Here is a 14,852-nt window from a genome sequence, read left to right on the forward strand (position 1 = left end):
TCATCTATATGCCATTGTTTGTTATGATAATGACGTTTTTGTCTTATATAAGAGTTATACGTCTGTGGCCCAAGTATCTGAGTTTTCTCATAAACGTCCCCGTAAGCTCTGGTGGCTAGTTGGGTTTGTGTTGTTTGCGCTATTTGCCATTTTGCAAATGCCAGCAGCATGGTTACTTGAGAAATACGCGCCAGATACGCCTTATGTCCAGCATGTATCTGGCAATGTATGGCAGGGTGCTGCCATTTGGCAGTTGCCTATGTCATCGACGTCGCTTACAGGTATGGCAGAATGGTCATGGCAGCCTTGGCAGTTACTCATAGGTAAGCTAGGTGCGGACGTCAATATTCACTCAGCACAGACACGTCTGAATGGGAAAGTTAAACTTGGTCTGAACTCATGGGAAGTTGACAACATGAGTGGGAAAATTGCACCTGAGACGCTAGCGAGTGTGGTCAACTGGCAACTGCCAAATACCCCTATTCAAGTAAACAATGTATCGCTAACGCGTCAGGCTGATAAAAGTGACGCATCTAGTAGTGAGCCTGCTAAAGACGATGGCGGGTTTAGTGCAGCGGATGGTCAATTGACTTGGGTTGGCGGCGAGGTAGGCTATCCTAGTGGTGGCAAAGTTTTTTATATTACGATGCCCGCTCTAATAGCCGAGCTTAGTACAGAGCAAAAAAACAATAGAGATTTGCTGCATGTTAATTTATTGAACAATCAAGATAAGCGTTTGGGTGATCTGTATCTCGATAGCGATAATATGCTCGATGTCAGTTTGACGCAGCGTTTGCTAGAGAACATGCCTGAGTATAAGGGACAAGCCCCTCAAGATACGCCAGTTGTCAGTGTGCGCCAGCCATTGCTAGCTGGTTTGGGGGCGAACTAAATGCTTAATATCGCCGCAAGCCTAAAACCTGTTATCAATACTCTCAATCGCTTTTCAGGTTGGCTATTATTGTTAGCCATTGCTTGGCTATGTTGGACAGCCGCTCGTCTTTTATGGCTATTGCTAGCAGCACCTTTAGCGCCTGCATTGCCTTTAGCGCCTCTACAGAATAATGCCAAATCCACCAACGATTATAGTGGCTTATTTGCAATCTTTGCTGATCCCGATCCTGTTACCGCAGCTGTGCAACCACCTCCCAACATTGAGCTCAAAGGCGTACTACTAGCCATACCTGAGAGCATGTCTTCCGCCTTATTGAATGTTAATGGCGAAGTCAAAAATTACCGCATCGGTGATGAGCTAAAAGACAGCGATTATACGCTCGTGGCTGTTGACTGGAATTCAGTTATCATCGCTGATGCTAACGATAAAGAAACCGTCATTAAAATGCCAGAGGCAATGCCATTAGACCAAAGTGATATGCTAGCAAGCGGAATAAGTAATCAACGTTTGCCAAATAATAGCATGTTGCCTACAGCGCCCCAGCCAGTACAAAACGCTGTTCCTGAGACAGAAGGGACAACTGGCGCAGACACTTCAAGTAATCCACAGTCGGCTATCGAAGAAGCGGTTACGGCCTTGCAAGAAAACCCCGCCAGTTATCTAAGTAGAATGGGGGTGATGGCATCAGGTGAAAGTTACCAAGTCACAGCGGCGATGCCTGCTGGCCTACGTAATCGTTTAGGGCTAGAGCCAGGCGATAAGGTACTGACCGTCAACGGACAGAGCGTAGGTAATAACCCAGCGCAAGATGCTGGTGTACTTCAGCAAGTACAGCAAGCAGGTGAAGCGCAGATAGAGGTTCAACGTGGTGAGCAAGTTATTACGATTCGCCAGCAGTTCTAGCAAGGTAGGTTTTTAGCAAAATTGCTCCCTAAACACTCAGCACATAGTAAGCAATATCACTGTAGGTAATCATCAATATGGTAAGTTTTCAGAATTTTTCAGCCACGCCTTTGTACCGTAGCCTGCAGCGTTTGATGCGCCTGTGTCGTCCACTTTGTCTAGCAGTACCATTATGGGCTGCTGGTGTTGGTCTTGCCAATGCTGAGAGCTGGAAAGTCAATTTGCAAGACGCTGATATTAAAGCCTTTATCAATGAAGTTGCGACCATCACCGATCAAAATTTTGTGCTTGATCCACGGATCAATGGTAATGTCACGGTCATCTCCAACAAAGCCCTGTCCCGTGATGAGATTTATCAGCTCTTTCTAAGCGTGATGCAAGTGAATGGTATCGCCGCGATTGAATCGGGAACGACGACAAAACTGGTGCCAGATAATATTGCTAAGCAATCTGGTGTGGCGGTTGATTTACGCGGTGATAGTGTTGGAGAGTCGCTCGCTACTCGAGTTATTTATTTGACCAACACCCAAGCTGCAGAAGTATTAGGGGTTATTCGCCCATTGATGCCGCAGTCGGCTCACGCGGCCGCTGTACCTGGTGTCAATGCGCTAGTATTGTCCGATCGAGCAGACAGCCTTAATCAACTGACGGCCCTTATCCGTGATTTAGACAGTAATGTAAATGACAGTTTGCAAGTGATACCACTACGCCACGTCGATGCCGAACGTATGATGGAGTTGATTAGCGCCTTAGTCTCAAGTGCAGGTAGTGGACAAGCACAAGGTGGCAACAATCAGTTAAAGGTAATTGCTGATACGTCGAGCGATAGGTTGCTGGTCAAAGGCAGTCCTGAAATGATTGCTAAAGTCCAAGAAATGGTCAATCAATTGGATACGACGCCGACCAGACGTTTAAGTGGTCTCCGTGTCTTTCGATTAAAGTATGCTAGTGCTGGTCATATCGCTGATATGTTACGCGGATTACTTGCTAATCAATCTATCAATAGTGCTGGCGCGACCTCGACGTTAGAATCAGCTTCGCTAAATGATGTAAGTAGCACAGGCGCCGCAATTAATAATGCAGCCAGCGATAACCTTGGTAGTAGCAGTGCGGCCGCTGTCTCGACTAGCAGCACAAGTGGCACAAATACAGGAGTGGGCGGTCGTCCGTTTAGTATTATCGCTGACGAAACTCAAAATGCCGTTATCGTCAATGCTGCACCTGAGCTAATGTTTGAGATTGAAGATGCGGTCAACCAATTAGACAGTCGCCGCGCACAAGTATTGATTCAAGCCGCTATTGTTGAAGTGTCAGGCGATGATGCCACCCAGCTAGGTGTTCAGTGGGCGTTAGGTAACGCCAATAGTGGTTATGGAGTGGTCAACTTTAATAATGTGGGAGCCAGCGCGACGACACTTGCGGCTGCCGCTTTAGCAGGGACGAGTACGGCAGGTATTAGCGCTGCTGCTAGCTCTATCGCAGGTGCATTGATAGGTATTGGAGACAGTCGTAAAGACAGTCAGGGCAATACAGAGTTTTATGGCGCTATTTTACAGGCGCTTGACTCTTCTACCAGCGCCAACTTGCTGTCCATGCCATCGATTTTGACACTCGATAACGAAAAAGCCAGTATCTTGGTTGGTCAAAACGTACCCTTTGTTACGGGCTCTTTTACCACCAGTGGCAACAATTCAAACAACCCATTTCAGACAATTGATCGTCAAGACATTGGTATTAATCTGAATGTCATTCCTCATATTGGTGACAATGGCACCGTACGATTAGAGGTATCGCAAGAAGTCTCGTCAGTCGTACCAGGTAGTACGGGTAATGCTAGTGGGCTAATTACCAATAAAAGCCTTATTAATACGACCATCCTAGCGGATGATCAGCAGACGATTGCCTTGGGCGGCCTGATGCGTGACAATACCACCACACGTCAACAGAAGGTTCCTGGACTGGGTAATGTTCCTGTTATCGGTAGACTCTTTCGTTCTGACAACGACAGCACCCAAAAGAGCAATTTGATTATCTTTTTACAGCCGACTATTTTACGTGATGGCGGCGCGGTAGCGAGTGTAACTGAACGCAAATTCAATCAAATGCGAGTGTTGCAGCTGGTCATTGATAAAAACGGTACGATTAAGCAATTACCATTGAGCGGCACTGAAGGTTGGAATGGTAATGTCAGTGCAGATTACGAGCTTATGCTGCTTAATCCCCTTATCCCTAAACGTGATCAAGCGCCGAAATCTACCTCGCAAGGTTTTACGAGAGTAGATAGTCCTAATAGCGGTATCACGACCTATCCTCTTAATCGTTAAAATATTAGCTATATATATAACGGTTCATGTGATTCAACTGACATAAATTAATGTACGATGTGATAGATACTAGTTACATCGTACATTAGCTTGCGTATTCATAACACAGATAAACATAGCCGCTTTTATATTTGAGTATATTAGTTACTAATAGAATAATGAATTACGTATTATGTTTTCCGCTATAGTAAATCAGAAGCTAAAATGACAGATGATAAAAATACAAAAAAATGGCTTTTACTAAGTGTGGCTGCAACTGCGCTATTACTCATCCCTAGGCGCAGTAGTCGAAAGGACAATACGGAGACAGTAAATAATCATAATACCGTATCTGAGGGTAGTGATATTGACGATGCTCACGAGAATGCAGCTAATAAATAGAAGCTAGTAATTAAAAAGTAGAAGATTAAAAATGCGTCTATAGCAATATTCTTATATAAAAATACTTATTTAGGAAAAACTGTTTAGCATTTACTATTCAATTCTATGTTTTGAAAAGTTAGTTTTGGAGTTTATTAATGTGTGGCAACGAATCAGCGACCAATGCTGAGAGAACAAACGCTCGAGAAGCTTTAAAAAATGTCTATCCTCTTATAGATACGCATACACATTTTGATGCTCCAGTATTCGACCATGATCGCAGGCAACAGGTGGAGCAAGCTTATAGTCAAGGTGTCCGTCACTTAGTGCTAGTAGGTTATCTGTATCAGTATTTTGATCGAATGTACGATACTCAAGATTTCATCAATAAAATGTCGCAATCGTCTGCGACGAAAGCAAACAACCAAGATAAGTGCGATGTTGCAGCCCATATCGCGCTCGGTTTACATCCTTTTTATATTGAGCAGCATACCGATGATCATTTGATACAACTTGAGCAGATAGTAACTGATAATCGTCCATTAGCCATTGGTGAGGTTGGATTAGACACCTTTACCGATGCAATGAAGCAGCCTGATATGTTTGCTAAACAAAAAAGGTTCTTTGCGGCGCAGTTGGATATAGCAGTAACCCACAATCTGCCAGTGATGCTGCATATTCGTAAAGCGCATGCTGAAGCGCTCGCAATATTAAAAGCGCATAAATACGATGCGCATAAATTAGGCGGTATTGCCCACAGCTTTAGCGGGGGTGAGCAAGAGGCGAAGGCTTTTGTAAAATTGGGGTTTAAGCTTGGTGTTACGGGTCAAATTACCAATCCGAATGCCAAAAAACTGCGCCGTGCTATTCAAGTAGCAGTTGAGAGTCATGGCATCGAATGCTTGGTCATTGAAACGGATTGTCCAGATATGACACCTATTATGTGTCAGACAACGGATGATACTGATTCACATAATAGGAATGTACCAGCCAATCTGCCATGGGTATTGGCAAGCTTAAGTGAGCTATTAGAAATACCACATGATAAACTTGCCAAGCAATTATGGCAAAATAGCTGTGATGCTCTGAAAGTAGACTGGGCTTATTCAGTGTAACTGTGCTATTTATAAGAAAAGCATAGCTGTAATTAGAAGCTAAAAAGTACTAGCCGTATAAATGATAACCAAAATATTTGAAAAGAGAATTTGATCTGTTATGAGTGACACGCGACAATTTGAACAACTGGAATTCGACGAAGACAGCCTTGTACAAGATGGATTAAACCAACAGGATGAGCAGTACGATCGTCGTTTTCAAGGTACACGGACACTATATGGTACCTCTGCGGTTGATACTTTTTCGGCAGCTCATGTCTACATTATTGGTGTAGGAGGGGTTGGCTCTTGGGCAGCCGAGGCGTTGGCTCGGACAGCAGTAGGAATGATTACGCTGATTGATTTGGATGTATTAGTTGCGTCTAATGTCAATCGCCAACTGCCTGCATTGGACAGCACATTTGGACAAAGTAAAATTGAAGCAATGGCAACTCGTATTAGAGAGATTAATCCCACAGTAATGTTAAATTTAGTCGATGACTTTTTGACGGTAGATAATGTCGCCACACTCCTACCAAGTCGTGAAGCAGTCAAATCCGCTACTGCTCAGGGCAAACCGATTGTTATTTTAGATTGCGTAGACGATATGAATGCTAAATTAGCAATCGCTTTACACTGTCGTTTTAATAAACTAAAGTTGGTCTGTGCGGGCGGTGCAGGTGGTAAGATAGATCCAAGTCAGATTAGAGTAAGTGATTTGCGTGACTGTTATCAAGACCCACTACTAGCAAAGCTACGCAACAAGTTACGCCACGAGAAAGGCATTAATAGTGCTTTAAAAGAAAAATTTGGTATCAAATGTGTCTATTCGACAGAGCCGCCAATTGTAGATAAAAGCTGTCAGACAGGTGGTCTACAGTGCGGCGGTTATGGCTCAGCAGTGGTCGTTACATCAGTGGTGGCGATGATTATGGTGAGTGAAGCATTACAATTATTAATAAGACAGACGAGTCGTAACTAATGCGTCTGATATTATTTAATGGAGTTTATCTTGTCTATGTCTAACTCGCCAAAGCAGAGCTACCCTGTAGCAGTAGATGAATCAGAGCGTATTAACAAGCTGAAAAAGTATCAGGTACTCAACGAAGATGAGGAGCCTGCATTCGATCGACTAGTCGCGCTGGCAAAGCTGTTCTTTGATGTACCAGTAGTTACGATTACCTTTATGGATGAGGACACCCAATATCTAAAACCAGCTTGCACATTTGAAGATGCGCCTGAGAGTATAACCAAAGGACCACGTGATACGGCTTTCTGTAATTATACAATATTGTCTAATGAAGTATTGATAGTACCAGATACATGGAACGACAGTCGTTTTAGCCAGAACCCTATGGTCACAGGTTTCCCATATTTACGATCCTACATTGGGGCACCTATTATTTTGTATGAGGACAATAAGAATTACCGCCTAGGAACTTTATGTCTTATGGATACGAAGCCTAATCATAATTTTAGTGAGCAGCAGTCAGCGATATTAGTAGAGTTTGCAAAAATGGCAGCTGATGCTTTGCAGTTGCAGGATAAGCAACGTGATGCAAAGCACGCTAATGAAATGAAATCGAGCTTTTTGGCTAATATGAGTCATGAGATTCGTACACCGATGAATGGAATTATCGGTATGGTAGATATGTTAGGTGATACCGATCTTAGTGATGAACAGCGAGAATACGTTGATAATATTAAGGTTTCTAATGAGCATTTGATGGTCATCATTAATGGTATTTTGGACTTATCGAAAGTCGAGTCTGGAAAAATGACGATAGATTCTATTCCATTAAATTTATCTAGCTTATGTAATGAAGTCGTCAGTTTGTTTGCTATAAAGGCGCGCCAAAGAGGCTTGACTTTAGATTATCATTATACTGAAACATTATCGCCCTACGTTAAAGGGGATTCTGTACGGCTTAAACAGATTATCGCAAATTTAGTCAATAACGCGATTAAGTTTACTCGTGAAGGTGGTCAAGTAAGTATCGATGTCAAACATATGGACAATTGTTACTGCCCAGATAACATTGATGAAAAATTCGTTAGTACGAGCCAAGAGAAAGAAGCAAACAAAACAGAAGGCGATAAGACTAGTCAAAATATGACTTTGTGTATAGAAGTTAAAGATACAGGGGTCGGCATTAAGCCAGAATCGTTAGAAGCTATATTTGATGCTTATGATCAGGCAAATAAATTTACTCATCGTCTTTATGGTGGCACTGGACTTGGACTTTCTGTTTGCAAATCTCTAGTCGATTTAATGGGTGGTCATATTCATGTGAGCAGTGAAGTAGGGGTCGGTACGACATTTAGTGTCTTATTGCCGTTAACTACTATTGATGAAGACAAGTATGAGACATGGCAAGACTCCAATGATATGACGATGATCGAACCTAGTCACGAGCGAGCTGGTCATATATTGTTGGTTGAAGATGATACTGTTAATGCGATTATTGCCAAAAAAGCACTAACTAACAGTGGTCATACCGTGACTCATGTTACGGATGGTCAGCAAGCAATTGAGGCTTTTGCTTTATTTCCTGAACGTTATGATGTGATATTAATGGATCATCACATGCCGATCATGGACGGTGTACAGGCAACTATTAAGCTGCATGAATTATATGATCCCCAAGTATTGCCGCCCATTATTGCACTGACTGCTAATGCAATGGACGGCGAGCGTGAGAAATATCTAAAAGTTGGTATGCAGGATTACTGCACCAAACCTTTTAAGCAAGAGCAGCTAAATGCCTTAGTACAGTATTGGCTGATACAGAAGCAATCATTGGCAGAAGAGTAACTTACTAGTTATTAGTATTAGCGCCATTGATTATCATTTTGATGTAACTATGATCGGTAAATATAAAAAAAGCTTAACCGCCTATATGGTGGTTAAGCTTTTTTATTGATGATAGAGATATCAGTAAATATCAACTACTAGTCATGTTCGGAGCAATAATTAGTTCACGCGAGTTTGGTAGTCGCCAGTACGCGTATCAACACGTACCACTTCACCTTGTTGCACGAATAATGGTACACGTACAACGGCACCTGTCTCTAATTTAGCAGGTTTGCCACCACCGCCTGAAGTATCGCCGCGTACGCCAGGATCTGTTTCTGTGATTTCTAACTCAACGAAGTTAGGCGGCGTGACTGACAGAGGAGCACCATTAAATAACGTAATGGTACATAGAGCATTGCTGTTTTCTTTTAACCACTTGATTGAGTCACTCATTGCGTTTTTGTCCGCTTGAATCTGCTCAAAGCTCTCAGGATGCATAAAATGCCAAAACTCGCCATCGTTGTATAGATAGTTCATTTCAGTATCCATCACATCAGCAGCTTCTAAGCTGTCACCTGATTTGAAAGTTTGTTCCAGTACTTTGCCACTACGAAGATTGCGCAACTTAACACGGTTAAAGGCTTGACCTTTACCAGGCTTGACAAACTCGTTTTCAAGAATGGCACAAGGATTGCCATCAAGCATCACTTTTAGACCAGCTTTAAATTCATTAGTAGAAAAACTTGCCACAAGAAACTCCTAGGGGTTGTAAATATAATAGTAAGACATAGGGCTGACTGTACCAAAATTTTCTGTTATGCCAAGTATTTACGGATTAACGAGGATACTTTGATAGGCTAGACACTAAGGGCGTATAATATCGGATTTTGGGCACAGGTAATAGGCTGTCATGATAAACCATTTAATCACACAAAAAAACTGGCAAACGCAATTATCGGAAGCTATTACATCTGTTGATGAGCTATTGAGTATCCTCCAGCTTGAATCAATGCGTGCAGAAGTTTACGTACCTAAGCATTTTGAACTGCGTGTGCCGCGTGGCTTTGTGACAAAAATGGCTATTGGCGACCGTAATGATCCCCTGCTTAAACAAGTGTTGCCAGATCAGCAAGAGCAAATCAACGTCACAGGCTACGTAGCAGATCCACTAAGCGAAAACACGCAAAACCCTGTGAAAGGCTTGCTTCATAAATATCAATCAAGAGTGTTATTAACGATTACGGGTGCGTGTGCTATTCATTGCCGTTACTGCTTTCGCCAGCATTTTGACTATAGTGCCAATATGCCGACTGCTGATGCAAAAGAAAATATCATCAACTATATTAATGCAAATCCTGAGGTCAATGAGGTAATTTTGAGTGGTGGTGACCCACTGAATGTGACTAATAGACGTTTGTTTTCATGGTTAGATACTTTGGAGTCTCTTCCGCAGATTACTACCATTCGGCTGCATACGCGCTTGCCATTAGTAATACCCGCACGCTTGGACGCTACATTGTTAGAGAGGCTGTCTCAAAGCCGCTGCCATATTGTAATGGTTATTCACTGTAATCATGCCAATGAGCTAGATGCACCAACCGCTGAATACTTGCAACGTACTAGAGCAGCTGGAGTTACGCTATTAAACCAAGCCGTGTTGCTAAAAGGTGTCAACGATACTCTTAACGCACAAGTAAAGCTTAGTCAGCGTTTGTTTGCTTGTGGCGTGCTACCATATTACTTGCATGTGTTGGACAAAGTGGCTGGCGCGGTGCATTTCGATAGTAGTGAGCAAGCAGCGATTGAGCTTTATTGGTCATTGTTAGCATCATTGCCAGGTTATCTCGTCCCTAAGTTGGTCAGAGAGTTACCGAATAGACCTTTTAAAGTGCCGATTGATATTTACAGCAATAGCTAATGTAGGGCACTATAACAATTTAGGGGAATTAGTAAACAAAGAGCGGCTCTTAAAAAAGATGCGGATAGTATCTTTAAAAATCAAAATCTAGGATTTATGCTTTTTTATAAGTGTAAATAGATATATGATTGGAACAGGATATAGGTTGTCAATATATCAGTTAATCAAAAGCATATAACGCTAGTTTCAAGACTCTGCCAGTATGTAGGTATTGTCAGAGCGTACTGCTAGTTTCAGGCTCACAATAAATAGATAGCATCACTTTTCTATAGTCGAGCTTCACAAACATTTTTTATGCCATACATGTATTTGTACTGCTGCATATTACTGATTGCCTCAGAGTGACTAATAGAGAGTAAAGATACTGATGATAACGTTATCAATGTTTCAAGAGCATTTAGATTCTACAGAGCCATTACCTCCACTATCTAATCGCTCAGTAAATGGTCAAGAGCGTTACTTGTTAAAAATGTTGGCAACGCTACCTACGCTTACCCAAGAACAGCAAACAGAGCATTTAGAGAGTTTACTGACAGTATTACGTGAATCCAATATGGATGAACAACAGCGTCTTAAATTGATGGTAACAGTCATTGATGCCTCAGACCGACTGATTGCAGCTTTTAGGCAGCACTATATCTATGAGACAGGCGCGCTTAGTCAGGATCAGATGTCTTATATCGCTCAAATGCAATCGCTACATTATTTAATTATCATGGTTTACGACAAAGTCATACGTCGTGAGACGCAGTTGTCAGAAGCCTCCTTAAACCAATCTTCTGGTAAAGGTTGGCAGCGTTTTTTTGGTGCTGAGACTAAACCTGATAGCACGCTTGCTATTGCGATTTATCAATCACTATTAAGATACCAAAAACTATTAGCAGAAGAAACACTGTGCTATCGAAAGCCATCAGATTACCTGTGGTCTAAGGTCAATCAGTTGTATTATCTGGCTCATCAGAGAAAAGTGACTGATATTGATTTGAGCCTACATACCGTCACGAATCAAACACACAGTATCCATCAGCTATATTGCCAAATCTGTTTGCATCACTTGTTAAATTTGCGTGCTATGAGGCGCCCGAATATCTTACTCGTACAGCGTCTATTGCCTGACTGGGCTAAACACATAGTCGCGACAATGGAGCCCGCCACCGAGACAAAGGTTTTTGTTGATCTTCATAGTAGTAAGCCACCAAGCTATCTAACAGTCAACTCTCATATCAACCCCTATGAAGATCGTCATGACTGTCTATTTATAGAACTGACACCGATAGTTGAATATTTTGAGTCACGTAAAAAAGACTTTATCGAGGAAGGTGGTACAGTAGAATATAGTCTGATTAATGCTATTTCGATGACCATTAGCTACCGCTATTTGCAGCCGCCACCTACCTTGCCAACCAAATATACTAGCAAACAGCAGGCAAAGTTAATCACCAATTTTAACGATATACACTACCATGTAAGTCATTCAAAAACTTTTGCCAATTTAATCGCTATCAAACATCTACGAGAAGAGGACAGGCCTTTATACGATACATTTGATAGCGAGCGTAGCCGCAGTGGCGTTATAAACATTGAGATATTTGACGACTATGAAAGTTCTTCAGCATATCGCACACTGCATTTGTTGCCAAAAACTGGTAAGCCTAATGAGAATGTTGCCGACGAAATTATTTTCAATAAAGAAGGGCTTAACGTAGAAAAAACTGTCCCTGACCTTTCTAGGACAGCACCTCAGCCTTTACACATTATGAGCCTAATTTTGGTCTATGGATCTGAAAATACAGAACAACCTAATTGGTCAATAGGGGTAGTACGCTGGTTCAATGTCGATACTAAAAATCCAGAAGTAGAATGGCAGGTACTTGGGCATAAAATTGTGGCATGTGGATTACGTTTGGAAGGCAGTAAAACGCGAAGTCACCATTTTGTACCAGCATTTATTCTTGGTAAAGATGAACAGCTACAGACGACTGGCACACTAATCGTACCACCTTCGTACTTTCAAGCTGATGATAGAGTTGTTATGCGTATTGGTAATAAACAAACCTCCCTACGATTAGGTCGCAGGCTGATGATGACTGATAAGTTTAGTCAATATGAGGTTGCTCAGTTATAGCGCTTAGGGATGCTTAGATGTGACAGGAGTTTCAGGTCATAACGAAGAATTTATATAGATTGTCGCCATTAATATAGTAGGCGACGAAGGGTATAAGTTAATCTGCAGTTGGTCTAATTATTGTCTATAATGATAAATATTGTTACTCTGACTTTTATGATATTTCTAACTATAAAATAATTATCATAGTGAAAACTCAGTCTATACTGATAGAATTCATAGAATATTAACGCTAGCGTCTTTTATGTGCTAGGTTAGTTTTAGACAAAGATGTAAAGTAACAAAATAATAGATAACAATACGTACGACTAAAAGGCTCCTTATGCGCTCTCAATCTCTTTTAAATTTATTGGTGATCAATGACGATCAGCTCTATGCTGAACGTCTTGTGCAGTTATTGAGTCCTTATTACGATAATGTGAATTTGGGGTTTTTGGACGATAAAGAAGAGCTATTAAAACTTCTGCGCCAACCGTGGGATGTACTGGTATTTGGCAAAGCTTATAATATGAGCTTTACAGATGTGGTAAGCCTCGTACAAGAGCAAAATATCGATCTGCCAATGATCTGTTTAACGAATGAAGAGATAGCGTCGACTGCCTACAATGAGTATGAGCTACCGACTGTGATTAGTGGCACGATGGTCAAAGCGCTTGAAATGGATCAAGAGATGCCAGTGGTAATGGCTATTTGTTTGCAGCATAATAGTTTGCGCAGTCGCCGCGAGCTAAAAACCTTACGTCAAGTGCTTTCTGAAGCAGAACAACGTGCCAATGTGTTGATTAAGAACTCTAAGAGCGCGGTCGCTTATATAGACGAGGGTATCCACATATTTGCTAACGATCCCTATCTTCAGCTATTCGGCTTTAAATCGATGAATGAAGTGGTAGGCGTGCCTATTATTGACCTGATTTCAGGTAGAGATAATGTTCAAGGGTTTAAACAATTTTTACGTCAATTTGACAAAGGTAGTCGCAAAGACGTTGAGTTTAATTTTGAAAGTGTACGGACAGATGGTAGTACTTTTGAAGCGAAACTACAATTGGCATCAGCCACGTTAGAGGGCGAGCCAGTCATTCAGATTATTATTCAGCAGAATAGTAATAATAGTGCGGAGGTTGCTAAGCGTTTAGCTGAAGCTGAACGTAAAGATAATTTAACTGGCTTAGATAACCGTCGTGGTTTTGAAGAGCAGATGATAGCAATACATCAGCAGGCGTCCCAAGGACTAATGACCGCAGCCCTGCTATATGTGCAGGTTGATAATGTAGGAAAAATAAGAAGTAGCTTAGGTTTACAAGGAATAGATGCAACGGTCAAGCAAGTTGCTCACACGTTGACTGAGTTAGTACCTGATGGACATGTGAGCCGTTTCAGCGATACCGTATTCACGATTTTAGTAAAAAACAAGACGACGAGTGATATTGAAGAACTTACTGCGCATATCGGTTCGTCTATAAAGGGTATGTTTATTGAAGTTGATAAACGTACAACCAATACAACAGTTAGTATTGCTATTGTCAAAATTGAAAAAAATACGGTAGAGCCTGTCATTATATTAGAACGCGCCATGGATGCTATCAGCCAAATTATGGTAGAGACTTCTAATAATGGTGGGTCTTACCGTATATATGACCCAAGCGAACATGCCAATAGCGATGATCATGCGCTTGCTGAGTCATTAGTGGATGCCATTACTAATAACCGTTTTGATCTATCATTTCAGCCAATATACGACATCAATAACGATCGTAGCGACTTCTTTGAAGTGTATCTACGGTTACCTTTGTCAGATGCTGACAATACGGTATTAACTCCTGATCAATTTATGGCGGTGGCTAAAAAACATCAACTGTTAGAAAAGATTGATCGATGGGTGCTTATCAATGCTTGTAAGAAAATCAATGACGTCCGTAAAGTTCATCCTGAGGCTAAGTTATTAGTACAGTTAACCAATGCTTCATTGGTTGATAAAAAACTGCCGATAGTGGCCAGCCAATTGATAAAAGCGGTAGGCGGCGCAGCTGGTGTATTAACCCTACAGTTCAATGAAATAGATATTTCTGATCACTTAACCGTCGCCAAGTCTCAATTTTCTGCGCTTAACGATGTTAACTGTCAAATAGGTATTAATAATTTTGGCTCGTCTGTCAAATCTATTGAAATTGCCAATTTTGTCCAGCCTGATATGGTACGCTTGGCACGTAGCTATATCCAAGATATTGGTGCAGCAGAAAATCTAGAAACGGTTAAGTCTCTTATTATGCGTACTAATGACATTAAAGTCGATGTACTCATGCCTTATATTGAAGATGCAGCCACGATGTCAGTCGCTTGGAGTGTGGGCGCACGCTATTTACAAGGGTATTATTTAGAAGAGCCTAGTAGCACAATAAAGGTAGCGAGTTAAAAGGCCAGTACATCATATCGTTTATG

Annotated in this window: 10 protein-coding genes; 9 read left to right on the top strand and 1 reads right to left on the bottom strand. The window is 41.6% G+C overall.

Annotated features, from left to right (window positions below; all coding sequences use genetic code 11):
* Positions 1 to 64: 64 nt before the first annotated feature.
* The 6 genes from gspN (at position 65) to Q0788_RS07590 (ending at position 8,391) form a co-directional block, all read left to right on the top strand.
* Complete coding sequence (gene gspN, locus Q0788_RS07565; RefSeq protein ID WP_298809232.1) at positions 65 to 892, top strand: type II secretion system protein N; 828 nt, start codon at positions 65 to 67, stop codon at positions 890 to 892.
* A complete protein-coding gene (locus Q0788_RS07570; RefSeq protein ID WP_298809233.1) occupies positions 893 to 1,798 on the top strand; it encodes a type II secretion system protein N in 906 nt (301 codons plus the stop codon).
* Positions 1,799 to 1,875: 77 nt separating this feature from the next.
* A complete protein-coding gene (gene gspD / locus Q0788_RS07575; RefSeq protein ID WP_298809234.1) occupies positions 1,876 to 4,122 on the top strand; it encodes a type II secretion system secretin GspD in 2,247 nt (748 codons plus the stop codon).
* 518 nt (positions 4,123 to 4,640) lie between these two features.
* Positions 4,641 to 5,597, top strand: a complete 957-nt coding sequence (locus Q0788_RS07580) for a TatD family hydrolase (RefSeq protein ID WP_298809235.1) — start codon at positions 4,641 to 4,643, stop codon at positions 5,595 to 5,597.
* 100 nt (positions 5,598 to 5,697) lie between these two features.
* Complete coding sequence (locus Q0788_RS07585) at positions 5,698 to 6,558, top strand: tRNA threonylcarbamoyladenosine dehydratase (protein ID WP_298809237.1); 861 nt, start codon at positions 5,698 to 5,700, stop codon at positions 6,556 to 6,558.
* A gap of 36 nt (positions 6,559 to 6,594) precedes the next feature.
* Positions 6,595 to 8,391 carry an ATP-binding protein gene (locus Q0788_RS07590; RefSeq protein ID WP_298809238.1) on the top strand — a complete coding sequence of 599 codons (1,797 nt, stop codon included), beginning with the start codon at positions 6,595 to 6,597 and terminating at the stop codon, positions 8,389 to 8,391.
* A 159-nt stretch (positions 8,392 to 8,550) separates the two neighbouring features.
* Here the strand turns inward: Q0788_RS07590 and efp are convergent, their stop codons facing one another.
* The gene (efp, locus tag Q0788_RS07595) at positions 8,551 to 9,123 is read right to left on the bottom strand and encodes an elongation factor P (protein WP_057761310.1); all 573 of its coding nucleotides are present in this window, start codon (positions 9,121 to 9,123) and stop codon (positions 8,551 to 8,553) included.
* Positions 9,124 to 9,283: 160 nt separating this feature from the next.
* Here efp and epmB point away from each other — a divergent pair, with 160 nt between their 5' ends.
* The 3 genes from epmB (at position 9,284) to Q0788_RS07610 (ending at position 14,826) form a co-directional block, all read left to right on the top strand.
* On the top strand, positions 9,284 to 10,291 hold the full coding sequence (gene epmB, locus Q0788_RS07600) for an EF-P beta-lysylation protein EpmB (protein ID WP_298809240.1): 1,008 nt from the start codon (positions 9,284 to 9,286) through the stop codon (positions 10,289 to 10,291).
* A gap of 367 nt (positions 10,292 to 10,658) precedes the next feature.
* Positions 10,659 to 12,416, top strand: a complete 1,758-nt coding sequence (locus tag Q0788_RS07605) for a hypothetical protein (RefSeq protein WP_298809242.1) — start codon at positions 10,659 to 10,661, stop codon at positions 12,414 to 12,416.
* A 322-nt stretch (positions 12,417 to 12,738) separates the two neighbouring features.
* A complete protein-coding gene (locus Q0788_RS07610; RefSeq protein WP_298809244.1) occupies positions 12,739 to 14,826 on the top strand; it encodes an EAL domain-containing protein in 2,088 nt (695 codons plus the stop codon).
* Positions 14,827 to 14,852 lie beyond the last annotated feature (26 nt).

Origin of the sequence: uncultured Psychrobacter sp. (assembly GCF_947500265.1) — a bacterium.
Lineage (GTDB): Bacteria > Pseudomonadota > Gammaproteobacteria > Pseudomonadales > Moraxellaceae > Psychrobacter.